At 68.5% G+C, this 25,773-nt stretch carries 22 protein-coding genes; 15 read left to right on the forward strand and 7 right to left on the reverse strand.

Annotated elements, in window-relative coordinates; all coding sequences use genetic code 11:
- The first annotated feature begins 63 nt into the window (after nt 1-63).
- The 5 genes from leuC to leuB all read left to right on the forward strand — a co-directional run bounded on the left by leuC (nt 64) and on the right by leuB (nt 3,924).
- Nucleotides 64-1,503, forward strand: a complete 1,440-nt coding sequence (gene leuC / locus ACFFJ7_RS02545) for a 3-isopropylmalate dehydratase large subunit (protein WP_377590663.1) — start codon at nt 64-66, stop codon at nt 1,501-1,503.
- Nucleotides 1,504-1,506: 3 nt separating this feature from the next.
- Entirely contained in the window at nt 1,507-1,629 is a 123-nt protein-coding gene (locus tag ACFFJ7_RS02550) for a hypothetical protein (RefSeq protein ID WP_377590664.1), read from the forward strand.
- A 29-nt stretch (nt 1,630-1,658) separates the two neighbouring features.
- The gene (locus ACFFJ7_RS02555) at nt 1,659-2,063 is read left to right on the forward strand and encodes a metallopeptidase family protein (protein ID WP_208394127.1); all 405 of its coding nucleotides are present in this window, start codon (nt 1,659-1,661) and stop codon (nt 2,061-2,063) included.
- A gap of 32 nt (nt 2,064-2,095) precedes the next feature.
- On the forward strand, nt 2,096-2,701 hold the full coding sequence (leuD, locus tag ACFFJ7_RS02560) for a 3-isopropylmalate dehydratase small subunit (protein ID WP_377590665.1): 606 nt from the start codon (nt 2,096-2,098) through the stop codon (nt 2,699-2,701).
- Nucleotides 2,702-2,814: 113 nt separating this feature from the next.
- Nucleotides 2,815-3,924: a 3-isopropylmalate dehydrogenase gene (gene leuB, locus ACFFJ7_RS02565; RefSeq protein WP_377590666.1), complete on the forward strand. Its 1,110-nt coding sequence runs from the start codon at nt 2,815-2,817 to the stop codon at nt 3,922-3,924.
- Between the two features lie 18 nt (nt 3,925-3,942).
- Here the strand turns inward: leuB and ACFFJ7_RS02570 are convergent, their stop codons facing one another.
- Nucleotides 3,943-4,794, reverse strand: a complete 852-nt coding sequence (locus ACFFJ7_RS02570; protein ID WP_377590667.1) for a hypothetical protein — start codon at nt 4,792-4,794, stop codon at nt 3,943-3,945.
- Between the two features lie 240 nt (nt 4,795-5,034).
- Complete coding sequence (locus ACFFJ7_RS02575) at nt 5,035-6,423, reverse strand: RsmB/NOP family class I SAM-dependent RNA methyltransferase (RefSeq protein ID WP_377590668.1); 1,389 nt, start codon at nt 6,421-6,423, stop codon at nt 5,035-5,037.
- A gap of 73 nt (nt 6,424-6,496) precedes the next feature.
- On the opposite strand from ACFFJ7_RS02575, the gene ACFFJ7_RS02580 reads away from it, so the two are divergent.
- Both ACFFJ7_RS02580 and ACFFJ7_RS02585 read left to right on the forward strand, forming a co-directional pair.
- Entirely contained in the window at nt 6,497-6,733 is a 237-nt protein-coding gene (locus ACFFJ7_RS02580; protein ID WP_166949695.1) for a DUF1674 domain-containing protein, read from the forward strand.
- Between the two features lie 99 nt (nt 6,734-6,832).
- Nucleotides 6,833-8,137 (forward strand): class I SAM-dependent methyltransferase, encoded by a 1,305-nt coding sequence (locus tag ACFFJ7_RS02585; RefSeq protein ID WP_377590669.1) that lies wholly within the window; start codon nt 6,833-6,835, stop codon nt 8,135-8,137.
- A 69-nt stretch (nt 8,138-8,206) separates the two neighbouring features.
- Here the strand turns inward: ACFFJ7_RS02585 and acs are convergent, their stop codons facing one another.
- From acs to tsaD, 4 genes are all read right to left on the reverse strand, one after another.
- Nucleotides 8,207-10,150 (reverse strand): acetate--CoA ligase, encoded by a 1,944-nt coding sequence (acs, locus tag ACFFJ7_RS02590; protein ID WP_377590670.1) that lies wholly within the window; start codon nt 10,148-10,150, stop codon nt 8,207-8,209.
- A gap of 213 nt (nt 10,151-10,363) precedes the next feature.
- On the reverse strand, nt 10,364-10,789 hold the full coding sequence (locus ACFFJ7_RS02595) for an EVE domain-containing protein (RefSeq protein WP_166949703.1): 426 nt from the start codon (nt 10,787-10,789) through the stop codon (nt 10,364-10,366).
- Nucleotides 10,790-10,794: 5 nt separating this feature from the next.
- Nucleotides 10,795-11,790: an NAD(P)H-dependent glycerol-3-phosphate dehydrogenase gene (locus tag ACFFJ7_RS02600; protein ID WP_377590671.1), complete on the reverse strand. Its 996-nt coding sequence runs from the start codon at nt 11,788-11,790 to the stop codon at nt 10,795-10,797.
- A complete protein-coding gene (tsaD, locus tag ACFFJ7_RS02605; RefSeq protein ID WP_377590672.1) occupies nt 11,787-12,926 on the reverse strand; it encodes a tRNA (adenosine(37)-N6)-threonylcarbamoyltransferase complex transferase subunit TsaD in 1,140 nt (379 codons plus the stop codon). The genes ACFFJ7_RS02600 and tsaD overlap by 4 nt, the downstream gene beginning before the upstream one ends.
- Before the next feature lie 251 nt (nt 12,927-13,177).
- Between tsaD and hemC the strand changes: the two genes are divergently transcribed.
- From hemC to ACFFJ7_RS02645, 8 genes are all read left to right on the forward strand, one after another.
- Complete coding sequence (gene hemC / locus ACFFJ7_RS02610) at nt 13,178-14,155, forward strand: hydroxymethylbilane synthase (RefSeq protein WP_377590673.1); 978 nt, start codon at nt 13,178-13,180, stop codon at nt 14,153-14,155.
- Nucleotides 14,149-14,913, forward strand: coding sequence for a uroporphyrinogen-III synthase (locus ACFFJ7_RS02615; protein ID WP_377590674.1), 765 nt, complete (start codon nt 14,149-14,151; stop codon nt 14,911-14,913). Before hemC ends, ACFFJ7_RS02615 begins: the two co-directional genes overlap by 7 nt.
- 145 nt (nt 14,914-15,058) lie before the next feature.
- Nucleotides 15,059-16,729, forward strand: coding sequence for a COG4223 family protein (locus ACFFJ7_RS02620; protein ID WP_377590675.1), 1,671 nt, complete (start codon nt 15,059-15,061; stop codon nt 16,727-16,729).
- A gap of 4 nt (nt 16,730-16,733) precedes the next feature.
- Nucleotides 16,734-18,482 (forward strand): heme biosynthesis protein HemY, encoded by a 1,749-nt coding sequence (locus ACFFJ7_RS02625; RefSeq protein ID WP_377590676.1) that lies wholly within the window; start codon nt 16,734-16,736, stop codon nt 18,480-18,482.
- A gap of 127 nt (nt 18,483-18,609) precedes the next feature.
- Nucleotides 18,610-20,013, forward strand: coding sequence for a threonine synthase (gene thrC, locus ACFFJ7_RS02630; protein WP_377590677.1), 1,404 nt, complete (start codon nt 18,610-18,612; stop codon nt 20,011-20,013).
- 6 nt (nt 20,014-20,019) lie between these two features.
- A complete protein-coding gene (locus tag ACFFJ7_RS02635) occupies nt 20,020-21,300 on the forward strand; it encodes a M16 family metallopeptidase (RefSeq protein WP_377590678.1) in 1,281 nt (426 codons plus the stop codon).
- A gap of 71 nt (nt 21,301-21,371) precedes the next feature.
- Nucleotides 21,372-21,992, forward strand: coding sequence for a GNAT family N-acetyltransferase (locus ACFFJ7_RS02640; RefSeq protein WP_246225097.1), 621 nt, complete (start codon nt 21,372-21,374; stop codon nt 21,990-21,992).
- Nucleotides 21,993-22,178: 186 nt separating this feature from the next.
- Nucleotides 22,179-25,028, forward strand: coding sequence for an EAL domain-containing protein (locus ACFFJ7_RS02645; protein ID WP_377590679.1), 2,850 nt, complete (start codon nt 22,179-22,181; stop codon nt 25,026-25,028).
- 123 nt (nt 25,029-25,151) lie between these two features.
- Here ACFFJ7_RS02645 and ACFFJ7_RS02650 read toward each other — a convergent pair whose 3' ends face one another.
- On the reverse strand, nt 25,152-25,760 hold the full coding sequence (locus ACFFJ7_RS02650) for a YqgE/AlgH family protein (RefSeq protein WP_377590680.1): 609 nt from the start codon (nt 25,758-25,760) through the stop codon (nt 25,152-25,154).
- Nucleotides 25,761-25,773: the final 13 nt, after the last annotated feature.

Genomic DNA, 25,773 nt, shown 5'->3' on the forward strand with positions numbered 1-25,773 from the left:
CGTTCGTTTCTGAGGCAATGTGCAAGCTGCACGTTGCCCCGCCGATATTGAAGGTTCGGCATCATGAGTGGTATTCCGGCCGCTGGCCAACGTGACAACGCAAAACCGCGTACCCTGTATGACAAGATCTGGGACGACCATGTCGTCTCCCGGCAGGAGGACGGCACCTGCCTGCTCTACATCGACCGCCACCTCGTGCATGAGGTGACGAGCCCGCAGGCGTTCGAGGGCTTGCGGCTCGCCGGGCGCAAGGTGCGCGCCCCCGCGCGCACGCTCGCCGTCGTCGATCACAACGTGCCGACGACCGACCGCTCGAAGGGCATCGACGACCCGGAAAGCGCCCAGCAGGTCGAGACGCTGGCGGAAAACGCGCGTGACTTCGGGGTCGAGTATTTCAACGAACTGGACAAGCGCCAGGGCATCGTCCACGTCGTGGGGCCGGAGCAGGGTTTTACCTTGCCGGGCACGACCATCGTCTGTGGCGACAGCCACACCTCGACCCACGGCGCCTTTGGCGCGCTTGCGCACGGCATCGGCACCTCGGAGGTGGAGCACGTGCTCGCCACCCAGACGCTGATCCAGAAAAAGGCGCGCAACATGCGCATCACCGTCGACGGGCAGCTGCCGGAGGGGGTGAGCGCCAAGGACGTGGTGCTGGCGATCATCGGCGAGATCGGCACGGCGGGCGGCACCGGCCACGTGGTGGAGTTCGCGGGTGAGGCGATCCGTTCGCTCTCGGTCGAGGGCCGCATGACGGTCTGCAACATGACCATCGAGGGCGGCGCGCGCGCCGGCATGGTGGCGCCTGACGAGAAAATCTACGAGTACCTGAAGGACCGCCCCAAGGCGCCACGCGGCGCGGCGTGGGATGCCGCCGTGCGCTACTGGGAGAGCCTGCGCACGGACGAGGGCGCCATATTCGACCGCGAGGTGGTGCTGGACGGCGCCAACCTGCCGCCGATCGTGACCTGGGGCACGAGCCCGGAGGACGTCGTCTCGATTGCCGGCGTTGTGCCGAATCCGGATGACATTGCCGACGAAATGAAACGGCAGGCCAAGTGGCGGGCGCTCGACTACATCGGCCTGAGGCCCGGCACGAGAATCACGGATATCCCGGTCGACCGCGTGTTCATCGGCTCGTGCACGAACGGCCGCATCGAGGACATGCGGGCGGCGGCGCGCGTCGTCGCGGGCCACCGGGTGCGCGAAGGCGTCAAGGCCATGGTGGTGCCGGGCTCTGGCCTGGTGAAGCTTCAGGCGGAGGCGGAGGGCCTCGACCGCATCTTCATCGACGCCGGCATCGAATGGCGCGAGCCGGGCTGCTCGATGTGCCTTGCCATGAACGCCGACAAGCTGGAGCCCGGCGAGCGCTGCGCGTCCACCTCGAACCGCAATTTCGAGGGCCGGCAGGGTTTCAAGGGCCGCACGCATCTTGTCTCCCCGGCCATGGCGGCGGCGGCGGCGATCGCGGGACGCTTCGTCGACGTCCGCGAGTGGCGCTGAACCATGACGGACGAGACGCCGGACCGCATTGAAATCTGGGGCCGGCGTCTCGGTCGCGGCCTTGCGTATTTCGCCTTGGGCGTGCTGTTTCTGCTGTTCATTCTGAGTTTCGGAGGTGAACCGTGAGCAGACAGCCCGCTGAATGGCGCGACGCGATGGCGCCCGGCCTCGACGTCTTCGAGGAACTGGCGGAGGCGGCGTTCGCCGCGCTGCCGGAAGCGTTCCGCGAGCTCGCGCGCGACGTCGTCATCCGCATCGAGGATTTTCCCGACGACGACACGCTCGATGCGATGGAATGCGAGACGCCGTTCGATCTGCTCGGGCTGTTTCACGGCAACGGGCTGGCGCAGGGCGGCGGCATCCGCTGGACCGGGCAGATGCCCAACCTGGTGTTTCTGTATCGCCGGCCCATCCTCGACTACTGGGCCGACCACGAAGAAACGCTCGGCAGCCTGATAACCCATGTGCTGGTGCACGAGATCGGCCACCATTTCGGCCTTTCCGACGCGGACATGGAGGAAATCGAACGGCAGGCCGGGCAGGACGATGCAACGGGCTGAAACGTAACGTTATCGGCCGAGGGGTTTTCGCAATGGACAAGTTCACCCAGTTGACCAGCGTGGCGGCGCCGATGGAAATCGTCAACGTCGACACGGACATGATCATTCCCAAGCAGTATTTGAAGACCATCAAGCGCACCGGCCTCGCGCGCGGCCTGTTCGCGGAGATGCGGCTCAACGAGGACGGGACGGAGAATCCGGACTTCGTGCTCAACAAGCCCGCCTATCGCCAGGCGCAGATTCTGGTGGCGGGCGACAACTTCGGCTGCGGCTCCTCTCGCGAGCATGCGCCTTGGGCCCTGCTCGATTTCGGCATCCGCTGCGTCATCTCGACGTCGTTCGCGGACATTTTCTACAACAACTGCTTCAAGAACGGCATCCTGCCCATCCGTGTGACGCCGGAAGAACTCGAACTGCTGATGGACAACGCGCGGCGTGGCGGGAACGCACGCCTCGCCGTCGACCTGGAGGCGCAGACCATCACCGCGTCCGACGGCGAGGTGGTGTCCTTCGACATCGATCCGTTCAGGAAGCATTGCCTGCTGAATGGCCTCGACGACATCGGCCTGACGATGGAAAAGGCCGTCGAGATCGAACACTACGAGACGCAGAACGTCGACGCCCGGCCGTGGGTGTAACTGCTTGCGGATAGAAAAATCCGCCAGAGATAGTATTCAGGGAGAGCGTGATTCGGCGCTCGCGCCGCTTCATGCTTCTCCCGATAACGAAACGCGCGAAGAGGCGTCCGCCAATGACATCCCATCATCTGCTGCTCCTGCCGGGCGACGGCATCGGTCCCGAGGTCGCGGGCGAGGTCGAGAAGCTCGTGCAATGGTTCTCGAACAGGGGGCTTGCCCGGTTCGAGATCGAGAAGGATCTCGTCGGCGGCGCGGCCTATGACGCGCACGGCGTGGCGCTGGCGGACGATGCCCTGAACCGGGCGCTCGCTGCGGACGCCGTTCTCTTCGGCGCGGTCGGTGGGCCGAAGTGGAACGACGTGCCCTACAACCAGCGGCCGGAGGCCGGCCTGCTGCGGCTGCGCAAGGACCTCGGCCTCTTCGCCAACCTGCGCCCGGCAATCTGCTATCCGGCGCTGGCGGAGGCCTCCGCCCTGAAGCGCGAATATGTCGACGGCCTGAACCTCGTCATCGTGCGCGAGCTGACGGGCGGTGTCTATTTCGGCGAGCCGAAGGAGATCGTGACGCTGGAGAACGGCGAGAAACGCGCCGTCGATACGCAGATCTACACCACGCACGAAATCGAGCGCATCGCGCGCGTGGCCTTCGAGCTGGCGCGCCAGCGCCGGGGCAAGGTCGCGTCGTCCGAGAAGCGCAACGTCATGAAGACAGGCGTGCTGTGGCACCAGGTCGTCAACGAGGTGCACAAGGATTATCAGGATGTGGCGCTGGAGCACATCCTGGCGGATAACTGCGGCATGCAGCTCGTGCGCAACCCCAAGCAGTTCGATGTGATCGTGACCGACAATCTCTTCGGCGACCTGCTGTCGGACGTTGCGGCTATGCTGACCGGTTCGCTCGGCATGCTGCCGTCCGCGTCCCTGGGCGCGGAAGATCCGGCGACCGGCAAGCGGCGTGCGCTGTATGAGCCGGTGCATGGCTCGGCGCCGGACATCGCGGGGCAGGGGCTGGCGAACCCGCTCGCCATGATCGGCTCCTTCGCGATGGCGCTGCGTTATTCGTTCGATCTCGGGCAGGAAGCGGATCTGGTGGAAAAGGCCGTGGCCAACGTGCTGGCGGCGGGCATCCGCACCAAGGACATCGCCGCGCCGGGCGCCAACACGGTTTCCACGAGCGACATGGGCGACGCCGTGATTCGCGAGCTGGAGACGCTGATCCAGTAGTGCCGACCCGCCAGAAGGCTATGCGCCTTTCGGCGGGATAGGCTGCGGCACGCCGCCGCATTCGGGCCGCCGACGTTCGTTCGCCCGCGCGAAGAGGCGGGAGAGCGAGATGTCGTGCGCCGCCTCCGTCACCGAGAGATGATCGAGGAAGCAGGCGATCTCCAGTGGCGCGACGGGCGTCGCATCGCATACCCAGCCGGATATCTGCCAGGATGTCTGCTCGCTCTCGGCTGTCGTCATGAGCCTGAAGGCCTGGCAGGCGCGCTCGTCGCCGTCTAGGTTCAGGCGTGCGTCGGCGATTTCCGTGGGGCCGAATTTCGTGTCCTCGGCAACGGGCGGCCCCATGCCGGTGACGCCGACGCCGGCCTCCGCAGAGCGGCGGGCCAGATCGACGAAGAAGGTCGACGGGCGGGGCGCCTCCTTGCCCATGCGGTAGACGGACAGGCGCAGATGCAGCCCCTCGCCATGATAGTCGCCGAAGGCGAGCACGTCCTCGCGCCCGCCAAGGCCGTGCTCGCGGGCGGCGTAGCGCGCGGGAAGGTCGAGAAGTTCCTGCGTGCGCAACTGATAGAGCGGCTCGGGTGTCTCGGCATTTGTCCAGAGCGCGGGCTTGTCGTCCAGCGCATCGATGGCCGGCGTCGGGCGGGCCACATAGGCTTCGAGCGGGGCGGATGAGCCGCTGCCGGAAGTGTCGCCGGTCGGCACGACGCCGGGTATCGCCAACGCCACGATGCCGGCGAGCAGAAGCGCGCTGAGCGCGACCGATACCGGCGGCACGCGCCGGCGGCGCCGTCCGCGCGTCCGCGCGCGGGAGGCGGCCTCGCCGGGATGGCCGTCGTCGTGTCCTTCGCCTGATGCCGTAAACGTCATCGCGCTTTCCGTCTGTGATCCGCCGCGGCCCACGCAGGGGTGTCGCCGGGCGTGCCGAACCGGTCGCATCCTACACGCGGTCGGCGCGCATGGGCGGACGACGGCACGGATTCTTGCCCGCAGCGTAAATGGAAAGTTACCGGCAGAGCGTTATCCACAGGCTTTGAACAGGCGTGATTTAAAGCGCTTACCGATTAAATGGAATATCTGATCGGTAAGAAATCACTCAAAATCAATGCTCTAAGCCTTCCGGCGCACGAGACGGGCGGCGAAGAAGCCGTCGAGGCCGGCGAGCCGGGGTGTCTCGTCGGGGAGGTGATGGGGCAGGGTGCGCAGTTGCCCGTCCGCGTCGATAACATCCGCGATGCCGCCGATCTCTTCGGGCGAAACGGGCGAGCGGGCGAAATCGGCGTGGCGGGCGAGGAAGGCGGCGATCTGCGCCTCGCCCTCCTCGGGCTCCAGCGAGCAGGTGCTGTAGACGAGCCGTCCGCCCGGACGCACGAGCGCGGCCGCCCGGTCGAGCAACGCCGACTGGAGCGCGGCGAGGCTCGCGATCTCTTCCGGCTGTTTCGTCCAGGCGACATCGGGATGACGGCGGATGGTGCCGGTGGCCGAGCAGGGCGCGTCGAGCAGCACGGCATCGTAGGGCTCGTCGGTCAGGGTGCGGGCGTCTGCCGCTACCGTCCGCACGTCCAGCTTCAGGCGCGTCATGTTCTCTGCGAGACGCGCGAGGCGCTCGGGCGAACGATCGACGGCGGTGACGACGGCGCCCGCCGCGGCAAGCTGCGCTGTCTTGCCCCCGGGCGCGGCGCAAAGGTCGAGGACGCGCTCGCCCGGGGTTGCGGCGATGAGCCGCGCCGGCAGGCTTGCGGCGGCGTCCTGCACCCACCATTCGCCGTCCGCATAGCCGGGGAGGGCGGCGACATGCGCGCGCGCGTTGAGGCGGACGGAGCCGTTGGGCAGCAGCCGGCCGTCGAGCCGCTGCGCCCAGCCTGCCGCGTCGGCCTTCACCGTGATATCGATACCGGGCTCGTGGCGCAAGGCGCCGGCTATGGCGCGCGCCGTTGCCGCGCCATAGGTTCCGCGCCAGCGCTCCGTCAGCCAGTGCGGCACGTCGTCGCCGCCGGTTTCGGCCAGAATGGCCTCGCGCGATTCCGCCACGCGCCGCAGCACGGCATTGACGAGCTTCGCATAGGGAAAGGCGCGCCTGTCTGCCCGCGCGTGGTGGACGGCGAGGTCCACCGCCGCACGGTCGGGAATGTCGAGCAGCAGGATCTGCGCCGCGCCAACGATCAGGATTTCCGGCAGCAGGCCGGACTTGGCCGGAATGCCCTTCGGCATGCGCGCGTCGAGCGCGGCGTGGATGGTGCCGAGCCGCCGCAGCGCTGCCGTGACGATGGCGCGCACCAGCGCCCGGTCACGCTCGTCGAGCGCGATGCCGTCGCCGATTCCGAACTGCCGCTCCAGCGCCTCGTCGAGCGGCAGGTGCTCCTGCGTGACGTCGGCGAGCGCATAGGCGGCTACGCGCCGCGCCGCGAGGCCGCGCGGCACGGACGGGCCGGCTGAACGGCGGGGCTGTCCGGGGGAGGCGTTGCGGGGAGCGTCGTCTCCCGGCCTGTTGCGCTGCACGCTGCTGTTTCCCTAGTATATGGCGGGGCCGACCGGCGTCGCCCGTCCGTGAACGTTATGCCGAGGAGACGTGATGTCATCGCCACCCGAAAAGAACCTTGCCGACCGGCAACTCCCGCCCGTGCCGGTGACGCGCAAGACGCTGACGCCCGCCGCCGAGCGGGCGCTGGCTGAAGCCGCCGCCCGCCGCGCCGTCATCGACGGCAAGGCGAACACGCTTGCCGAACGGCGCGAGGTCAACGGCCGGGGCGGACTGGAACCGGTGCGCTATGACGATTGGGAAGTCAAGGGCATCGCCAGCGATTTCTGACACGCCGCACGGGAACGCCGCGCGGACGTGACAAACGCGCGCGCCGCGCCTATGAACCGGAACCGAGGCTATCGCAGAAGCTCGATCCGGGAGGCGCTGATGGGCGAGGCAGACAAACGGCTGACAGCAATCCGGCGCTTGCTCGCCCACGTGGCGGAAAAGGCGCCGGTCGACCTCGCCGTGCGGCTGTGGAACGGCGAGGTCGTGCCGCTCGGCGCTGGCGCGGCGGGTGACGTTGCCGTGGTCATCCGCTCGCCGGAGGCGATCAGCCGGCTGGTGCGCTCGCCCCGCCTGCCGACGCTTGTGGAACTGCTGGGCGCGGGCGACATCGACATCGAGGGCGGCACGCTGTTCGACCTCGCGGCGCGGCGCGGGACGGCGGGCAAGCGGCTGTGGAAACAGCTCGACAAGGGGCTCCTCGTGCGCTCCCTGCTGCCGTTCGTCTTCGGCGGCGGCAAGGCGGAAGGCGCCGGCAGCTTCGCCTATTCCGGCGAGCAGACGGCGAAGGACGCGCAGGGGCGCGACAACAAGGCGCTGGTGCAGTTTCACTATGACGTGTCGAATGCCTTCTACCAGCTCTTCCTCGATGCCGAGATGCAATATTCCTGCGCCTATTTCCCCACCTGGGAAACGGGAATCGAGGAGGCGCAGCAGGCCAAGCTGCACATGATCTGCCGCAAGCTGCGGCTGCAGCCCGGTGAGCGGTTCCTGGACATCGGCTGCGGCTGGGGCGGGCTCATCTGCCATGCCGCGCGGCACTATGGCGTGAAGGCCCACGGCGTCACTTTGTCGCAGGCGCAATTCGACCACGTGCGCGGGAAGATTGCGGATCTCGGCCTTCAGGACCGGGTGACGGTGGAGCTGAAGGACTATCGCGAACTCGACGGCGAATTCGACAAGATCGCCTCCATCGGCATGTTCGAGCATGTCGGGCTGGACAATCACGCGGCCTATTTCGGCAAGCTGCACAGCCTGCTGCGCCCGCGTGGCCTGCTGCTCAACCACGCCATCACCCGCCCGGCCAAGAAATCGCAACGCGCCTTCCGGCGCAAGCGGCCGGAATATGCGGCGATCATCGACTACATCTTTCCCGGGGCGGAACTCGATCACATCGGCGGCACCGTGAGCAGCATCGAGCGTCACGGCTTCGAGGTGCACGATGTCGAGGCATGGCGCGAGCACTATGCGCGCACCACGCGGCTGTGGTGTGAGCGGCTCGTGGCCAACCGCGACAAGGCCATCGCGGAGGTCGGCGAGGCGAAGACGCGGCTGTGGCTGCTCTATCTCGCCGGCGTCTCGCTCGGCTTCGAGCGCGGCACCATCGGTATCTTCCAGACGCTCGCCTCGAAGCGCGCCCGCGGCCTTTCCGGCCTGCCGCCGACGCGGGCCGATCTCTACGCATGAAAAAGCCCCGGCGTTACGCCGGGGCCAAGTTGAGTCGTCAGGCTCTCTGGATGTCAATCATGCTGAACGTCAATCATGGCGATTCTGGCGATTGTTGACCAGATCGTCGACCACGGTCGGATCCGCCAGCGTCGAGGTGTCGCCGAGGTTGCCGAACTCGTCCTCCGCGATCTTGCGCAGGATGCGGCGCATGATCTTGCCGGAGCGGGTCTTCGGCAGGCCGGGTGCGAACTGGATGAGGTCCGGCGAGGCGATGGGGCCGATCTCGCGGCGCACCCAGGCGACGAGTTCCTTGCGCAGTTCGTCGGACGGCTCCTCGCCTTCCATCAGCGTGACATAGGCGTAGATGCCCTGCCCCTTGATGTCGTGCGGATAGCCCACCACGGCCGCTTCCGACACCTTGGCATGGGCGACGAGGGCGGACTCGACTTCCGCCGTGCCCATGCGGTGGCCGGAGACGTTGATCACGTCGTCGACGCGGCCGGTGATCCAGTAATAGCCGTCGGCATCGCGCCGCGCGCCGTCGCCGGTGAAGTAACAGCCGGGATAGGTCGCGAAATAGGTTTCCTCGAAGCGCTTGTGATCGCCGTAGACGCTGCGCATCTGGCCCGGCCAGCTATCGGTGATGACGAGGTTGCCTTCCGCCGCGCCCTCCTGCGGCCTGCCCTCGTTGTCGACGATGCCGGGCTTGACGCCGAAGAAGGGCAGCGTCGCCGAGCCGGGCTTGAGGGCGGTGGCGCCGGGCAGCGGGGCGATCAGGATGCCGCCGGTCTCCGTCTGCCACCACGTATCGACCACCGGGCAGCGGCTGTCGCCGACGACGCGGTAATACCACTCCCACGCCTCCGGATTGATCGGCTCGCCCACGGAGCCGAGCAGCCGCAACGAGGCACGCGACGTCTTCTTCACCGGCTCGTCACCCGCCTGCATCAGCGAGCGGATGGCTGTCGGCGCGGTGTAGAAGATGTTGACGTTGTGCTTGTCCACGACCTGCCAGAAACGGGAGATGTCGGGATAGGTCGGCACGCCCTCGAAGATCAGCGTCGTGGCGCCGTTGGCGAGCGGGCCGTAGACGATGTAGCTGTGGCCCGTCACCCAGCCCACGTCCGCCGTGCACCAGTAGACGTCGCCCTCGTGATAGTCGAAGACGTACTGATGCGTGATCGCGGCATACACGAGATAGCCGCCCGTCGTGTGCAGCACGCCCTTCGGCTTGCCGGTGGAGCCGGACGTATACAGAATGAACAGCGGATCCTCCGCGTTCACCTCGACCGGCGGGCATTCGGACGTAACCTGCTCGATGGCCTCGTGATACCAGACGTCGCGGCCGGGTTCCATGGGAACGTCCGTATCCGTGCGGCGCACGACGACCACGTGCTCGACGCCGGAAACGCGCTTGAGGGCCGCATCGACATTCGCCTTGAGCGGCACCTTGCGCCCGCCGCGCAGGCCCTCGTTCGCGGTGATGACGAACTTCGAACCGCAGTCCTCGATACGGCTCGCGAGCGAATCGGGGGAAAAGCCGGCGAAGACGAGCGAGTGCACCGCGCCCAGCCGCGCGCAGGCCAGCATGGCGAAGGCGGCTTCGGGGATCATCGGCAGGTAGATGGTGACGCGGTCGCCCTTCTCGACGCCGCGGTTGCGCAGCACGTTGGCGAGTTCCGCCACGCGGTCGTGCAGTTCCTGATAGGTGATGTGGCGGGATTCGGACGGGTCGTCGCCTTCCCAGATGATCGCCGTCTGGTTGGCGCGGTGCGGCAGATGCCGGTCGATGCAGTTGTGGGCGACGTTCAGCGTGCCGTCCTCGAACCAGCGGATCGACACGTTGCCCGGCTCGAACGAGGTGTTCTTCACCCTGGTGTAGGGCGTGAACCAGTCGAGCCGCTTGCCGTGCTCGCCCCAGAAGGCATCCGGATCGTTGACTGACTGTGCGTACCATTCCTGGTACGTCTTCTGGTCGATGAAGGCCCGCTTCGCCCACTCGTCCGTGACGTTATGGATAATCTCTGTCATCGCTTCTCTCCCGCCTGTCCGCGTTCGGGGGCGATTCCATACCGCCCGCGCAGGTTATTCATCACGATCCTTTGTGGATCTGTGACACGAATTTAGGCGCAGGGACGGGGGGCCTGCAAGCCTTGGATCCATTCCACTTTCTGCTAATGCAGAATGCGACAGGCGTGTCATAAAAGGCAGATGATCGCGCGAAAGCTCACACGCCGCTAGACCTTATCCCTGGTCACTAACAGCCCCCAGTTCCAGCAGCACTGCCCACTCGGCATCCGTGACGGGCTGGACGGAGAGGCGCGAATTGTTGACCAGCACCATGTCCTTCAGGCGGGGCTCCTGCTTGATTTCCTGCAGCGTGACGGGGCGCTTGAGGGGCTTCACCGCCTTCAGGTCCACCATGCCGAAGCGTCCCGTCCCGTCGGTCGGGTCGGGGTAGTATTCGCGGCTGACCTCGACGATGCCAACGATCTCCTTGCCCTCGTTGGAATGGTAGAAGAAGCCCAGCTCGCCTTTCTTCATCGCCTGTAGGTGCTTGCGGGCCAGGAAATTTCGCACGCCGTTCCACGGTTCGCCGGCATCGGCTTTCGCCACCTGGTCGTCCCAGGACCAGACATTCGGTTCGGACTTGTAGAGCCAGTGCGCCATCGGATTCAGGTCTCCGGTTTGATGGGGCGGTTCATCAGCGCCTCGATGGCCTGATCGATGGTGAGGTCACCGGCGATCACGGCCTCCACGGCTTCGCACACCGGCATCTCGACGCCCACGCCGTGCGCCTTGGCGATGAGGGCGGAGGCGGTGAAAGCACCTTCCACCAGCTTGCCGCCGGCGGCCCCCGCGGGCGGCACGCCCTGGCCGAGCGCCTCGCCGAACGCGAAGTTGCGGGACTGGTTCGAGCCGCAGGTGAGCACGGTGTCGCCGAGCCCGGACAGGCCCATCAGCGTCTCGGGGCGGGCGCCGAAGGCACGGGCAAAACGCATGATTTCTGCGAAGCCGCGCGCGATCAGCGCCGCCCGTGCGCTTTCGCCGAGCCGCCGGCCGTGGACGATGCCGCAGGCGATGGCGAGCACGTTCTTCGCCGCGCCGCCGATCTCGACGCCGCGCACGTCCGATCCGTGGTAGATGCGCAGCGTCGCGCTCGACAGTTCCCCCGCCAGCGTGGCGGCGAGCCGCTGGTCGCCGCTCGCGAGGATGACGGCGGTCGGCAGCCCCCGCGCCACATCCGCCGCGAAGCTGGGGCCGGAGAGGATGGCGGGAACGGCGGCCGGCGCCTCCTCGGCCACGATCTCGCTCATGAAGCAGCCCGTGCCGTGCTCGATGCCCTTGGCGCAGACCAGCGCCGGCGTGCCGGGGCGGAACAGGCCCGCGACCGCCCGCAGCGCCTGCCGCAACTGCTGCGCGGGAACCGCCAGCAGCGCCGCGCCGGCGCCGGCGAGCGCGGAAACATCGGCGGTGATATCGACATGCGGCGACAGCGCGACGCCGGGCAGGAAGCGCTTGTTCTCCCGCGCCGCCGCCATTTCGCGGGCACGCTCGGCGTCCCGGTCGATCAGGACGACCGAAAGGCCCTTGTAGCCGAAGGAATTGGCCAGCGCCGTGCCCCATGCGCCGGCTCCCAGAATAACGATGCGGCGTCCGGGAGCGCTCATGCACTCGGCCCCGCTGCCGCGGCGTGGGGCTTTTCCGGGAGAGGCTTGTCGGCGGGCAGCGGCGTTTCGGCGTCGGCAGCCTCTGCCTCTGCCGGTACTTCTGCCTTGACGCTGTCGAGCGGCCAGCGGGCGCGGGCGGGGGCGGAAAGGTCGTCGGTGACGCCGAGCCGCAGGCGCTCCAGCCCAGCCCATGCGATCATGGCGCCGTTGTCCGTGCATAGCGCGGGCGGGGGCGTCACCAGCTTGAGGCCGCTCTCGGTGGCAAGCTGGTGCAACGCGGCGCGGATCGCGCCGTTGGCAGCCACGCCGCCGGCCACGACGAGCGCGTTGGGCCGCGCCGCGACCTCGCGGAAGGCGCGCAGGCCGGCGCGCGTGCGGTCGACGATGACATCCACGACCGCGGCCTGGAACGAGGCACACAGGTCGGCGATGTCCGTGGCGCTGAGCGGCGACACGCGCTCCCCCTCCACCCGCACGGCGGTCTTGAGGCCGGAGAGGGAGAAGTCCGGCGCCGCCCGTCCGTTCAGCGGGCGCGGCAGGGCGAAACGCTCCGGGTTGCCGCGCAGCGCCTGCTTTTCGACCTCCGGCCCGCCGGGGTAGGGCAGGCCGAGCATCTTGGCCGTCTTGTCGAAGGCTTCGCCGATGGCGTCGTCGATGGTGGTGCCGAGCCGCACGTAGTCGCCCACGCCGCGCACTGCGACGAGCTGCGTATGGCCGCCGGACACCAGCAGCAGCAGGTAGGGGAAGTTGACGCTGTCCGTGAGGCGCGGCGTCAGCGCGTGCGCCTCCAGATGATTGATGGCGATGAAGGGCTTGCCGGTGACGAGCGCCAGCGCCTTGGCCGTGGTGAGCCCGACGATCACGCCGCCGATGAGGCCGGGGCCGGCAGCGGCGGCGACGGCATCGAGTTCGTCGAAGGTGACGCCGGCCTCGTCGAGCGCGCGGGCGACCAGATGGTCGATGACCTCGACATGGGCGCGCGCCGCGATCTCCGGCACCACGCCGCCGTAAGCCGCGTGCTGGGCGATCTGGCTGAGCACCGCATTCGACAGGATGTGGGGGCGGCCGTTTTCATCCGTTTCCACCACGGCGGCGGCGGTCTCGTCGCAGGTGGATTCGATTCCCAGAACACGCATCGTCTTTGTCTTCACTCACCACGGTTTGCCATGCAGTCTGCCATGCCGCGCGATGAACTTTCCACGCGGATTTCGCCTTTGGTTTATCTCACCCTATAGTCGCCGGCAAACGGCGGCGGGGGCAGGGCAGCCATTCCAATGGGATCACACCGTTTTCCGCCGCGCGACACAACGCCGCCGCCGCTGGCGTTCCCGCTCCGGGGGGCGTAGACAGCAGCGTGGGCCCATTGCTGAACCGGGATCGATTCGCCGTGACACCGCACAATCTGCCTTCCCCGCTCGTGATCGGAACGCGCGGCAGCCCGCTGGCGCTGGCGCAGGCGCGCGAAGTGGCGCGCGCGCTGGGCAACGTGCTGGGCATCGGCGACCCGCTGGGAGAGAACGGGCCGGACGGCATCGTCATCGACGCGATCAGGACGACGGGCGACATCATCCAGGACCGCGCCCTGTCGGAAGCGGGCGGCAAGGGCCTGTTCACGAAAGAACTCGACGCGGCGCTGTTCGAGGGGCGCGCGCACGTCACGGTGCATTCCGCCAAGGATCTGCCGACCGATCTGCCCGACGGCCTCGTCATCGCCGGATGCCTGCCGCGCGAGGATGTGCGCGACGCCTTCATCAGCGTGAAGGCGGCTTCCCTCACCGCCTTGTCGCCGGGCGCGGTGGTCGGCACGGCCTCTCTGCGGCGGCAGGCCCAGGTGTTGCGGCTGCGGCCGGATGTGCGCGTGACCCTGCTGCGCGGCAATGTCGGCACGCGCTTGCAGCGCATCCATGAAGGCGCGGTCGACGCGACGCTTCTCGCCGTCGCGGGGCTCAACCGGCTCGGCCTCGCCGACAGGGCGACGGCGGTCATTCCTGTGGAAACCATGCTGCCCGCCATCGGGCAGGGCGCCATCGCCATAGTCGTACGCGAGCAGGACATCGCCATCCGCGAGGCCGTCACCCGCCTTGCCGACGCGCCGACGGGAATCGCGCTGGAAGCGGAGCGGGCCTTCCTGCGCGTGCTCGACGGCTCCTGCCGCACGCCCATCGCCGGCTACGCGCGCATCGTCGGCGGAGGCATTCATTTCAACGGGCTGCTGCTCTCGGAGGACGGGCGCGAGGTCGTGGCGGCGGAGCGCTCCGGCGCCGTGGCCGATGCCCGCGCGCTCGGAGAGGACGCGGGGCGGGAAGTGCTGGCGCGCGCCAGCCCGGCGCTGCTGCCGCATCGCAAGGGCGGGGGTACATGGTGACGGCGGAGGCGGCGGGCGCCTCCGGGCTTCGCGTGCTCGTCCTGCGTCCCAAGGCGGCCGGGTTGCGCACGGCGGCGCGGCTTGCGACACTCGGCCACGCGGCCGTGGCGGCGCCGGTGATGGCCATCGCGCGCACCCACGCGCCGCCGCCCGAGGGGCCGTTCGACGCGCTCGCCGTCACCAGCGCGGCGTCGCTGCCCACCATGTCGGAGTTGCCGGAGGCCATGAAGGCACTGCCCGTGCTCGCGGTGGGCGAGCAGACTGCCCTGCTGGCGCGCGCCGGCGGTTTCGGCAGGGTTCACGCGGCCGACGGCGAGCGCCATTCGCTGGCGCGGCTGGCGGGCCGGTTGTTCGCGACCGGGAGCGGAACGCGCGTGCTGCTGGCGCTGGGGCGCGATCACAAGGCGGATACGGAGGCTCTGCTGCGCGCGGCGGGCGTCGATCCGGTGGCGTGGATCGTCTATGCCGCGCAGGCGAAGGCGGAGCTGCCGGAAGCCGCGCGCGGCGCGCTCGTCGGCGGGCAGATCGACGCGGTTCTGCACTACTCGCGGCGCAGCGCCGCCATCGCCATCGATCTCGTCGACCGGGCCGGTCTCTGGCCGGCGTTCGCGCCGCTGCCCCATCTGGCGCTATCGGAAGACGTGGCCGCGCCCTTGCGTGAGCGGGGCGTGCCGCGCCTGCTGGTGGCGGGGCAGCCGCACGAGGAGGCGCTGCTCGCGCTTTTGTCTGGAATTGATCTCAAGCAAGGCTCGCCATGAGCCGAACGGCGATGCTAGAAGAGGCATCGCGGCAGTGATAAAAACGCGGATACGCGCCGCGATGGTTTCACCAATATGCCATCAGGTGTCGGATACATCTGTCTGATGGTAGTTGACCGGATAACACGCACGGAGGGACAGCCGCATGACCGACGAAACGCCCAGCGGCCGCAAGATGGGCCGCGCGAGGCCGCGCCGCGAACCGGCGACGATCGACCAGAAGCCGCTTTCCGTCACCGTCGAACCGGATGAGAATCCGATCCCGGAGGAAGACGCCGGGACGGATCGGCCCGCGTCGGAAGACGGGTCTCGCGCCGCCGGGCAAGACGGCGCGGTTGCGGAAGAGGCCGCACCCGCCGCGACCGGCCCTGAAGGGACGGCTGCGCCCGATGAGCCGCTTTCGCCGGCCGATACGGCCGCGCTGCCGGAAGCGACCGCCCCGCAGGAGGCACAGCCGCAGCCCGGCGAGGAGGCCGTCGTCGCCATGCCGCAACCGGAAATAGCGGTGCAGGAGCCGTCGGCGCGCGAGGAACACGCCGCCGCCCGCAACGAAGACGAGGACCCCGTGCACGCGGAACCGCAAATCGTGAAGGCCCGGGAGCCCTCGCGCGTCGGGGCGCTGATCGTGGCTGTTCTGGCCGGCGGCGTGGCGGGCGCGGCGGTCAGCGCCGCGTTGCCCTACATGCTCGCTCATACGGGCGGTGATCAGGCGGCGCGCTTCGCCGCCATCGAGCAGTCCGTCGCGCAGGCCGCGCCGCGGCCGGAGGTCGAGGCGGTCACGCGGGCCGTCGACACGCTGCGCCAGCGCGCGGCAGCCCTCGAAGAGAGAATCGGTGCGCTTGCCGCCGCTCCTGCCGGAACGCCAGCGGAAGGCGGGGCGCAGGAAGCGCAGGCCGCGGTTGCCGACCTGCAGGGCAAGGTCGGCAATCTGCAGGAACAGATCGCCGCATCGGGTGGACAGGTGACGGCTCTGTCGTCGCGGCTCGACGAACGGCTCGCGGCCGTCGCCGCCCAGATCGGCAACACTGAGCAGACGATCACGGCGCTCGATCCCGCGCGGGTCCGGACGGCGATCGACGAGCAGACATCGCTGACGCAGCGCCTGTCGGGCGTCGAGGCGACGGTGCGGGACAAGCTCGGACAGTTCGATCCCCTGCGTTTCGCGGCGCAGGCGGATACGCAGGCGGGCGAGATCGCAAGGCTCGCGACGCGCGTCACGGCCGCCGAAGGAGCGGTGGGCGAGGCCGAGCGCAGGGCGCTGGCCGCCGGTGCGGCAAACAGCGAGAGGCTCGCCGCCGTTGCGCGCCTCGCCGTCATCGAGCGGCTGCGCGAGGCCCTGAACGGGGGGCAGCCCTTCCCGGCGGAAATCGACACCCTGACCAGGCTCGGCGCCTCGGAGACGGCGCTCGCGCCCCTGCGGGCGGTTGCCAACGGCGTTGCGACGCCGTCCTCGCTCGTGGCGGCTTTCGCGCGGGCGGCTGCGGCCTTCGAGGTCGTGGATGTGCCGGCGGACGCCGGCATCGTCGACAGGCTGGCGGCAAGCGCTTCGCGGATCGTGCGCATCCGTCCGGTCGATGGCGCCGCCGATCCCTCGGATATCGCCGGCCAGGTCGAGGCTTTCCTGCGCCGCGACGACGCGGGCGCGGCGTTCGCCGCCTGGCAGCGCCTGCCCGACCGCGCGCGGGAGCAGACGAAGGCAGTCGGCGACACGTTGCAGGCCCGGGTGAACGCGCAGACGGCGCTCGCCGCGCTGGCGCGCACGCAGGTCGAGGCGCTGGACGCCGCTCTGGCCGCCGGCGCGGCAAGGGGAGAATGAGCCCATGGTCCGTCTCGTCGGCTTTATTCTCATCGTTGCTCTGATCGCGCTGGGCATCGGCTGGCTTGCCGACCGCCCGGGCGATGTCGCCGTCGTCTGGCAGGGTTATCGCATCGAAACCTCCGTGGTCGTGGCGCTTGCAGCCGTCGCGGCGACGACGCTGGCGCTGGCGCTGATCTGGGCAGTGCTGCGCTATGTATTCGGCCTGCCGTCCGCTATTTCATTCTCGTCGCGTGCGCGCCGCCGGACAAAGGGCGTCACGTCGGTCTCGCGCGGCCTCATCGCGGTGGGCACGGGCGACGCCGTTTCCGCCCGCCGCCACGCCGCGGAGGCCGAGCGCCTGCTGGGGCGCGAGCCGCTGACGCTGCTGCTGAAGGCGCAGGCGGCACAGATGGCGGGCGACAGGGCTGGCGCCGAAACGGCGTTCCACCTGATGCTCGACACGCCGGACACGCGGGTGCTGGGCCTGCGCGGCCTCTTCGTCGAGGCGCGGCGCAAGGGCGACGCGGTCGCGGCGCGTGCCTACGCGCAGAAGGCGAGCGAGCTGGCGCCGAAGGTGGCATGGGCGAGCGAGGCCGTGCTCGAATACCAGTCGGCGGACCGGGACTGGCGCGGCGCGTTGGCGACGCTCGACCGCCAGACGCGGCAGAAGGCCATTAGCCGCGATGCCGCGAGGCGCCTGCGCGCCGTGCTGTTGACGGCCGACGCGCTCGCCCGGCAGGAGCGGGAACCCGGCGAAGCGCTCGTCGAGGTGAAGGAGGCGGTGAAGCTCGCGCCCGGTCTCGTGCCGGCTGCCGTGCTCGCCGGCCGCCTGCTGTCGCGCGAGGGGAGCCTGCGCAAGGCCGCCAGGATTCTGGAAACGGCGTGGAAGCTCGCGCCCCATCCCGACATCGCTGCCGCCTATGTGGATCTGCGTCCCGGCGATTCGGCGCGCGACCGCCACGAACGCGCGGAGGCGCTGGCGCGCCTCGTTCCCCACCATCCGGAATCGCGCCTCATCCGCGCTGCAACGGCGCTGGAGACGCAGGATTTCGCCCGTGCCCGCATGGCGCTCACGCCGCTGCTGGAGGAGTATCCCACCGTGCGCACCTGCCTGCTGATGGCGGATATCGCCGAGGCGGAGCATGGCGCCGGGGGCGAGTGGCGCGAGTGGATCGGCCGCGCCTCGCGTGCGCGCCGGGACCCCGCCTGGATTGCCGATGGCGTCGTATCGGAAACGTGGCAGCCCGTGTCGCCGGTCACGGGGCGGCTGGACGCCTTTGTCTGGAGCGCGCCGGTCGAGCAGATCGGCGAGGCCACGGCGGAAGAGCGCGCACCGGCCGAAGCCGCGCCCGTGAGCCCGGCCTCGCTTGCGATGGCCGGGGCGGCGGCGCCCGCCGTCGCCGACAGCGTCCTGCCGTCCACGCCGGAGGTTGCTCCGCCGGTCGAGATCGTTGCGGCTCCCGTCGTTCCCGCGCCGGCTGAAATTCCGCTTGAGGAAGCACCCGCCGGAACCTATCCGGAAACGCTGGCAGAGCCCATCGCTCCCGCCGCCGAAACGCCCGTGGTGCCGGAGACGCCCGCGGCGCCGGAGCCGGAGGAGCCGCGCGACGGCACGCCTGCGCCCGCGGGGCAGGATGAAGCGCCGCCGGAACAGGCGAAGAAGGGCGTCGTCTTCCCGCTCGACCACGCGCCGGACGATCCCGGCCCGGATGCGCCGGAGGAGATCGTGCAGGAGCCGGTGCGCGTCAATCTGGCCGGGCGCGCGCCCTGACGTGCGTCCCGATCCGTCAAGACAGCTGTTGTCACCGTTGGCGTGCCGGCGTAGATGGAGCGGATATCAAGGGGAGTGCGCGCCCGCGCGGCGCTTCCCGCCGTAACGGATGACGAGGAGTATCCCCTTGCTGCATATTTCGACACGCGGAGAGGCGCCGGAAGTCAGCTTTACCGAGGCCATGCTCACCGGGCTGGCGCGGGACGGCGGCCTCTACGTGCCGCGCGACCTGCCGGCGTTCGACGCCTCGACCATCGCCGGATGGGCGGGACAGACGTATGAGGACATTGCGCTTCATGTCGTCGGCGCGCTGACGGGCGGCGAGATACCGGACGACATCCTCGGCCCGATGATCCGCGATGCCTACGCGACGTTCCGCCATGACGCGGTTTGCCCGCTGGTGCAGCTCGACGACAATCTCTTCCTGCTGGAGCTTTTTCACGGCCCGACGCTCGCCTTCAAGGACGTCGCCATGCAGCTGCTCGGGCGGCTGATGGACCACGCGCTCAAGCAGCGGGGCAGGCGCGCCACCATCGTGGGCGCGACCTCCGGCGACACGGGCAGCGCCGCGATCGAGGCATTCCGGGGGCTGGAGCAGGTTGACATCTTCATCCTCTACCCGCTCAACCGGGTGTCGGAGGTGCAGCGTCGGCAGATGACCACGATCGACGCGCCCAACGTGCACCCCATCGCGCTGGAAGGCACGTTCGACGATTGCCAGAACATGCTGAAGGCGCTGTTCAACGACCACGCGCTGCGTGACGAACTGGCGCTGTCCGGTGTCAACTCGATCAACTGGGCGCGGATCGTCGCCCAGACGGTGTATTATTTCACGGCGGGCATCTCGCTCGGCAGTCCGCACCGGCCGGTGTCCTTCGCCGTGCCAACGGGCAACTTCGGCGACGTGCTGGCGGGCGATGTCGCCAGGCACATGGGGCTGCCGATCAGCCGCCTGCATGTCGCCACCAACATCAACGACATCCTGACGCGCACGCTCGCGACCGGCCGCTACGAGCTGCGCCCGGTGACGCCGACATCCGCGCCTTCCATGGACATCCAGATCTCCTCGAACTTCGAGCGCCTGCTGTTCGACGTCTACGGGCGCGATGCTTCCGCCGTGCGCCGGCTGATGGACCACCTGCGCCAGTCGCACGCCTTCACCATCGAGGACGAGCCGCTCGCGCGCATCCGTGCCGGGTTCGACGCTTCCGCCGTCTCCCAGTCCGAGACGGAGGCGGAGATCGCGGCGACGTGGCGCGCCACGGGCTATGTGCTCGATCCCCACAGCGCGATTGCCGTACATGCGGCGCGCAGCGCCCTGAAGCGCGATCCGGCTGTGCCGGTGGTGGCGCTCGCCACCGCCCATCCCGCCAAGTTCCCGCAGGTGGTGGAGCGGGCGACCGGCATTCACCCGGCGCTGCCCGCGCATCTCGCCCACCTGTTCGACCGCGAGGAGCGGACGGTCATCCTGCCCAACCAGCAGGCGACGGTGGAAGCCTATATTCGCAAGCATGCACGGGCGGGCCGGTAGCGGACGATGCAGACGTTGGAAGGACGGGTCCGGGTTTCGACTCTGGAGAACGGGCTGCGGGTCGTGACCGAAACCATGCCCCATGTGGCGACGGCCGCGCTCGGCGTATGGGTGGGCGCAGGCGCGCGCCATGAGTTCGAGCGCGAGCACGGGCTTTCGCACCTGCTCGAACACATGGCCTTCAAGGGCACGGGTGCGCGCGACGCGCGTGCCATTGCCGAGGCGATCGAGGCGGTGGGCGGCGATTTCAACGCGGAAACGGGCGTGGAACACACCTCCTATACCGTGCGCCTGATGGGGCGGGACGTGCCGCTCGGCATCGAGATCCTCGCCGACATCCTCGTCGATTCCCGTTTCGACGAGGCCGAACTCGCGCGGGAGAAGAACGTCATCCTGCAGGAGATCGGCTCCGTCGAGGACACGCCGGACGATCTCGCCACCGATCTGTTCATGGAAGCCGCCTTCCGCGGGCAGGCGCTGGGGCGCAGCATCCTCGGCACGCCGCAGTCGGTGCAGGCGTTCGCGCGCGACGACATCGTCGCCTATCTGGCGCGCAACTACCGGGCGCCGCGCATGGTGCTGTCCGCGGTCGGGGCGGTGAACCACGACGCGGTTGTCGCGCAGGTCCGCCGGCTGCTCTCGGGGCTGCCGGGCGAGACGCCGCCGGCACCCGCACCCGCGCGTTACAGCGGTGGCGAAATCCTGCTGGAGCGCGATCTGGAGCAGACGCAGCTCCTCGCCGGTTTCCGTGGCCTGCCGTATGGAACGGACGCGGTTTATGCCATGCAGGCCTTCGCCCACCTGCTCGGCGGCGGCATGTCGTCGCGGCTGTTTCAGGAGGTGCGCGAAAAGCGCGGGCTCGCCTATTCGGTCGATGCGTTCCACTGGGCGTTCGCCGACACGGGGCTGTTCGGCATGTCGGCGGGCACGGCGCCCGAGGATGCCGGCGAACTCGTGCCCGTGCTGCTCGACGTGCTGCACGAGACCGCGCGGGGTGTGACGCAGGCGGAACTCGACCGCGCCCGGGCGCAGCTCAAGGTGGCGCACCTGTCGGCGCTCGAGTCGCCGATGGCCCGGGCCGACCAGCTCGCGCGGCAGCTTCTCGCGCTGGGGCGGGTCTTGCCGCACGATGAAGTTATTGTAAAACTTGATTCTATTATGCTTGACGACGTCCGATTCGTGGCGAATGGCCTGATGGCGTCCGCGCCGACGTTCGTCATCGTCGGTCCGGCGCCGGCGTTGCCGGATGCAGTCGGCGGGGTGTTGCGCGCGATGCGGGAAGCGTAGAAATCCTGCCGGTCGTGCAGGTCGCCGCGGGCAGGGGGATCGGCGGACGATGGGGAGCGCCGCTTCGGGACATGACAGAGGCTGTAATCCATATGACGCAGTTCCGCTTCTCGCCGCCGGGCAGTCAGTCGCCCTACATCCGGGGCGGCGGAATCTATCTGCGGCTGCCGCAGATGAGGGACTTCGACGCCTGGGCCGCGGTGCGCGATGAAAGCCGGCGGTTTCTGGAGCGGTGGGAGCCGCTTTGGCCGGCGGACGACCTGACGCGCGCGGCCTTTCGCCGGCGTATTAATTGGTATGAGGAGGATGTGGCCCGCGATGCATCCTATCCGTTCTTTCTGTTCCGCGAAGGCGACGACGCATTGATGGGCGGGCTCACGCTAGGGCCGGTGCGCCGGGGCGTGGTGCAGGCGTGCACCCTCGGATACTGGATGGGCGAGCGATTCGCGCGCCAGGGGTATATGAGCAAGGCTGTTGCGGCGGCTGCCTATTTCGTTTTCAACACCCTCGGCCTGCGGCGGATCGAGGCGTCGTGCCTGCCGATCAACGAGCCGTCCATCGGGCTTCTCGAAAAAGTCGGATTCGTGCGTGAGGGATATGCACGCCAGTATCTGTGCATTGCGGGTGTCTGGGAGGACCACTTCCTCTATGCCCTGTTGAAGGACGACTTTTTAAGGCGATACTCGACGTAAACCCGTGCGGAAAGTCCCTTCGCGGGATTTGCATGTGCGTGGCGATTTCGTATATCCGGGAAGCGCCGCTCCCCGGCCGGAAAAAGAAGGCTGGCGCATCCCGCGCCATCGGCCCGCAGGTGTGGGTCGTGCATCAACGAGAACGAGACCTGTGCGTTGCGTGTGATCCGCGTCCTGCTCCTGTCAATGATGGTCTTTCTGATGGCCGGCGCGGTGCAGCGGGCCTCGGCGGTGGAAGCCGTGCGGGTGGCGCCCGACGCGCTCGCCATCGACCTGACCTCGGTGGTTGAACACTACCGGGCGGAGAGCGATCTCATCCAGATATCCACCGCGCCCGGGCCGGACGGCATCGTGCGCCGCATCGCCGTGCGGGCGCGGGAAGGCGGAACGCGGCCGGACTGGATCGTGTTCGCCCTCACCAACGACACCGACGAGCAGCTCGATCGGCTGCTGGTCGCGCCGCACTACCGGCTGGTCGGCTCCGGCGTCATCTGGCCGGACCTCGGCGCCTCGCGCATCGCCGCGATCACGGCGAGCCAGGGCATCCGGCCCGAACGCGAGGACGCGGCCGACGCCGACATCTTCAACGTCACGCTCGATCCGGGCTCGACGGTCACCTTCATCGCCGAGTTGCGCACACCCGGCCTGCCGCAGCTCTATCTCTGGGAGCCGGAGGCCTACAAGGCCAAGGTGAATGGGCTGACGCTCTACAAGGGCATCATCATCGGCATCGCCGGCCTGCTCGCCCTGTTCCTCACGGTGGTGTTCGTGGTCAAGGGCGCGGTGATCTTCCCCGCCGCGGCCGCGCTCGCCTGGGCGGTGCTGGCCTACGCCTGCATCGATTTCGGTTTCTTCCAGCAATTGTTCCCCATTGCCGCCTCAACCAACCGCATCTACCGCGCCGCGGCGGAGGCGGTGCTGGCGGCGACGCTGCTGGTGTTCCTGTTCGCCTATCTCAATCTCTCGCGCTGGCATGTCCGCTACAGCCATTTCACCGTGGCGTGGCTGCTGTTCCTCGGTGCGCTCGTGGGGCTTGCGGCGTTCGACGCGCCGGTGGCCTCCGGCGTGGCGCGCATCTCGATTGCCGCGATCGCCGGCGTCGGTTTCATTCTGGTGGTCCACCTCGCAAGTCACGGCTACGACCGTGCCGTGATGCTGATCCCGACATGGTTCCTGCTGCTCGTGTGGGTGACGGCGGCAGGCTTCACCATCAACGGGGAACTGACGCGCGACATCGTGCCCTTCGCCCTGATCGGTGGGCTGGTGCTGATCGTGCTGCTGATCGGGTTCACGGTCGTGCAGCATGCGTTCGCAGGCGGGGCGCTGGCGCAGGGCCTCGTCTCCGACACGGAGCGCAAGGCACTGGCGCTGGCGGGGTCCGGCGACGTCGTGTTCGACTGGGACGTGAGCGCCGACCGCATCTTCGTTAGCGAGGAGGTCGAAAGCCTGCTGCTGCTGAAGCGTGGCGCGCTCGAAGGCTCCATCGCCAACTGGCTCGACGTGATCCATCCCTTCGACCGCGATCGCTACCGCGCGGTGCTCGACCGGGTGCTGGAGCAGCGGCGCGGGCGCGTGGCGCTCGACTTCCGGCTGCGGGCGGCCGACGGCCAGTACTTCTGGTTCAATCTGCGCGCGCGCCCGGTTGTCGGCGCGGACGGTGAGGTCATCAGGGTCGTGGGCATCCTCAGCGACGTCACCGACGCGCGCAACACGGAAGAGCGTCTGCTCTACGATGCGGTGCACGACACGCTGACCGGCCTGCCGAACCGGCAACTGTTCCAGGACCGTCTGGAGACGATGCTCGTGTTTGCCGCGCAGAATCCCATCATGCGGCCGACGGTGGTCTCGGTCGACATCGATGGCTTCAAGGAGGTGAACGACACGGTGGGGCCGTCCGTGGGCGACTCCATCATGCTCACGTTGTCGCGCCGGCTGGGGCGGCTGCTGCGCCCCCAGGACACCATTGCCCGCCTCGGCGGCGACGAATGGGGGCTGATCCTGCTTTCGGAGACGGCGCCCGACCGCATCATTGCCTTCGCGGACATGATCCGGCGCACGATTTCGACGCCGGTGAGCTTCGCCGACCGCGAAATCTTCCTCAAGGCCTCCGTCGGTATCGCGCTCTATGACGCGCAATCGTCCTCCGGGCAGGCGGACATGCAGAAGAATGCGGAAATCGCCATGCTGCACGCCAAGCAGCAGGGCGGTGACCGTATCGAGGTGTTCCGGCCGGGCATGAGCGCCCAGCGCACGGCGCGGCTGGTGCTGGGGGGCGATCTGCGCCGGGCCGTCGATCGCGGCGAGATCAGGGTCATTTTCCAGCCGGTGGTGAGCCTTGACGACCGTACCATCGCCGGTTTCGACGTGCGCCTGCGCTGGGATCACCCGCGCCTCGGGCGGCTGGAGCCGGGTGACTTCCTGCCCATCGCCGAGGAAATCGGCATCGTGGCCGAACTCGGCCAGTATGCGCTGGAGCGCACGGCGCGCGAACTTGCGGCATGGCAATCGGCCCTGGAGGTCGAGCCGCCGATCTTCGCCACGCTGACGCTGTTCAGCCCGCGCCTGCTACGCCACGAACTGATCGCCGACGTCAAGCGGGTGCTCTCGGCGACATCCGTGCGCCCGCAATCGCTGAAGCTCGGCTTCCGCGAGAGCATGCTGACGGACAACCCCGAATTTGCCGCGCAGATGCTGATCCGCCTGCGCCAGCTCGGCGCCGGGCTGGTGCTTGACGGCTTCGGCACGGGCTATTTCTCGCTGTCGCAGTTGCGCTACCTGCCGTTCGACACCATCCGCGTCGACCGCGTCTTCGTGCGGGAGCCGGGGGAGGGCGCGCGGCCGGGCGCCTTGCGCTCCGTCATCACGCTGGCGCAGGATCTCGACATGGACGTCATCGCCGACGGGGTCGAAAACCAGGCTAACGCCACCTTCCTCAGCGGCATGGGATGCCGTTACGGACAAGGCTTCGCGTTCGGCGAGGCGATGACCTCGCACGACGCGCGCCGTTTCCTCGGCGCGACGTCCGCCGCCGCGTAGGGTGTGTCGATTTTTGGGTGATGCTGGCCCGCAAATCGCGGATTTCTGCGCGGCCGGACGCAAATTTAAACACACCCCGATCCGGCGGTGCGATTTGGATTGAAGCGCGATGCTCCGACGGCCTCAGGCGTGGCCGGCCTGTCCCGACAGGGTGGCAATGTCGACACCGATGGTGCGCAGCGCCGTGTCGTATTTATGTTCCACGGCGGTGTCGAATAGCAACGTGGCGTCGGCCGGGCAGTGCAGCCAGCCGTTGGCCTGAATCTCGCTTTCGAGCTGGCCGGGAGACCAGCCCGCATAGCCCAGTGCCAGCAGCGCGTTCTTCGGTCCGCCGCCGGCGGCGATGGCGCGCAGGATGTCGACAGTCGCCGTGAGGCAGACGCCGTTGTGCATCGCCAACGTGGAATTGTCGATCACGAAATCGGCTGTGTGCAGCACGAAGCCGCGCCCTGCCTCCACCGGCCCGCCGCGCAGCACCTCGATGTTCTCCGCCCGCGACGGCAGCCGGATCGCCTCGTCCTCACCCACGATGTCGAGTTGCACGAGCAGATCGGCGAAACGCAGGTCAACGGCCGGCTTGTTGATGACGAGGCCCATTGCGCCTTCCTCGGAATGCGCGCAAAGATAGATAACCGTGCGTGCGAAGCGTTCGTCCATCATCCCGGGCATCGCGACGAGGAATTGTCCGTCGAGATAGTGATGGGCGGTTGTCTGGTCGCGATCATGACGCATGGCACTCTCCTAC

The organism is Pseudochelatococcus lubricantis, assembly GCF_042432495.1.
Taxonomy (GTDB): Bacteria; Pseudomonadota; Alphaproteobacteria; order Rhizobiales; family Beijerinckiaceae; genus Pseudochelatococcus; species Pseudochelatococcus lubricantis.

Bases quoted from the DNA above. Each gene is read 5' to 3' on its own strand.
- leuC (WP_377590663.1), top strand. From the start codon at position 64: ATGAGTGGTATTCCGGCCGCTGGCCAACGTGACAACGCAAAACCGCGT.
- ACFFJ7_RS02550 (WP_377590664.1), top strand. From the start codon at position 1,507: ATGACGGACGAGACGCCGGACCGCATTGAAATCTGGGGCCGGCGTCTC.
- ACFFJ7_RS02555 (WP_208394127.1), top strand. From the start codon at position 1,659: ATGGCGCCCGGCCTCGACGTCTTCGAGGAACTGGCGGAGGCGGCGTTC.
- leuD (WP_377590665.1), top strand. From the start codon at position 2,096: ATGGACAAGTTCACCCAGTTGACCAGCGTGGCGGCGCCGATGGAAATC.
- leuB (WP_377590666.1), top strand. From the start codon at position 2,815: ATGACATCCCATCATCTGCTGCTCCTGCCGGGCGACGGCATCGGTCCC.
- ACFFJ7_RS02570 (WP_377590667.1), bottom strand. From the start codon at position 4,794: ATGACGTTTACGGCATCAGGCGAAGGACACGACGACGGCCATCCCGGC.
- ACFFJ7_RS02580 (WP_166949695.1), top strand. From the start codon at position 6,497: ATGTCATCGCCACCCGAAAAGAACCTTGCCGACCGGCAACTCCCGCCC.
- ACFFJ7_RS02585 (WP_377590669.1), top strand. From the start codon at position 6,833: ATGGGCGAGGCAGACAAACGGCTGACAGCAATCCGGCGCTTGCTCGCC.
- acs (WP_377590670.1), bottom strand. From the start codon at position 10,150: ATGACAGAGATTATCCATAACGTCACGGACGAGTGGGCGAAGCGGGCC.
- ACFFJ7_RS02595 (WP_166949703.1), bottom strand. From the start codon at position 10,789: ATGGCGCACTGGCTCTACAAGTCCGAACCGAATGTCTGGTCCTGGGAC.
- ACFFJ7_RS02600 (WP_377590671.1), bottom strand. From the start codon at position 11,790: ATGAGCGCTCCCGGACGCCGCATCGTTATTCTGGGAGCCGGCGCATGG.
- tsaD (WP_377590672.1), bottom strand. From the start codon at position 12,926: ATGCGTGTTCTGGGAATCGAATCCACCTGCGACGAGACCGCCGCCGCC.
- ACFFJ7_RS02615 (WP_377590674.1), top strand. From the start codon at position 14,149: ATGGTGACGGCGGAGGCGGCGGGCGCCTCCGGGCTTCGCGTGCTCGTC.
- ACFFJ7_RS02620 (WP_377590675.1), top strand. From the start codon at position 15,059: ATGACCGACGAAACGCCCAGCGGCCGCAAGATGGGCCGCGCGAGGCCG.
- ACFFJ7_RS02625 (WP_377590676.1), top strand. From the start codon at position 16,734: ATGGTCCGTCTCGTCGGCTTTATTCTCATCGTTGCTCTGATCGCGCTG.
- ACFFJ7_RS02635 (WP_377590678.1), top strand. From the start codon at position 20,020: ATGCAGACGTTGGAAGGACGGGTCCGGGTTTCGACTCTGGAGAACGGG.
- ACFFJ7_RS02640 (WP_246225097.1), top strand. From the start codon at position 21,372: ATGACAGAGGCTGTAATCCATATGACGCAGTTCCGCTTCTCGCCGCCG.
- ACFFJ7_RS02645 (WP_377590679.1), top strand. From the start codon at position 22,179: ATGATGGTCTTTCTGATGGCCGGCGCGGTGCAGCGGGCCTCGGCGGTG.
- ACFFJ7_RS02650 (WP_377590680.1), bottom strand. From the start codon at position 25,760: ATGCGTCATGATCGCGACCAGACAACCGCCCATCACTATCTCGACGGA.